At 47.6% G+C, this 800-nt stretch carries 1 protein-coding gene; it reads right to left on the bottom strand.

The genetic code is table 11. The annotated features are described in order from the left end of the window. Positions 1 to 800: tetratricopeptide repeat protein (locus A3761_RS27510; RefSeq protein WP_197472983.1), on the bottom strand; the 800-nt coding region annotated here is incomplete at both ends.

Genomic DNA, 800 nt, shown 5'->3' with positions numbered 1-800 from the left:
CGCCGCAGCAAACCTGTCCTGCTCATCTTCCCAGTGTGCAGCGTCCTGGTTCTCCATCGCTTGCTTTGTTTGCTGTATTTTGTCTTCACGAAGCGCAATACGCGTTGCCATCATGGTGTCGAATGAGTCCAGCTGGCTAGCCCATTGAGATAAAGATTCTTCTAACTTATACAGCTCATGCAGCTCACTTACCTGGCGCTGAAACGCATCCGTTGCCAGAAGGTGTGCAAAGCTATAGTCATTAGGCTGAACATTTAGCATGCCATAGGCATCATTCACTAACTTCGCATCACCTAAGGGGCGTGAAAGGTTCAAGGCGGCAATCAAACGCGACTCATCGACCTCTTGTGCTTGTCTGCCAAAACGCTCTTGTAAAGATTCATAATGCTCAACAGCCACTCGGTAGCTTTGGAGTGCAAGCTTTGTTTCACCCATTTGCTCGTACAGATAGGACAAAGCATAAGGCACTTGCTGTAACCAGGGCGTAAATTGTGGGCGCTCTTTCAACAACGTTAAAGCTTCGAGCGCCAAGCCGTGCTGACCAAGGTTAGTCGCAGCAACTGAATAAGCGAAAAGTGCCTGGTCAGATAACAGACTATCTTTTCTGATTTCGCGTAAGACACCTAAAGCGGATTGATTGTCTCCCTGCTGAAGGTATAGCTGCCCAAGGCTTAGCAAACACTGTTCTCGTAAGTTAATACGCTCCCCAGCACCAACATCATTCGACTGACTATAGAGTTCATCTATTTGATTAAGCAAACCAGCTGCCAAGCGCTTCAAATCTCGCAAAGCAACACTTC

Source organism: Oleiphilus sp. HI0123, from assembly GCF_001635315.1.
This window is presented reverse-complemented; position numbering and strand designations above follow the sequence as displayed.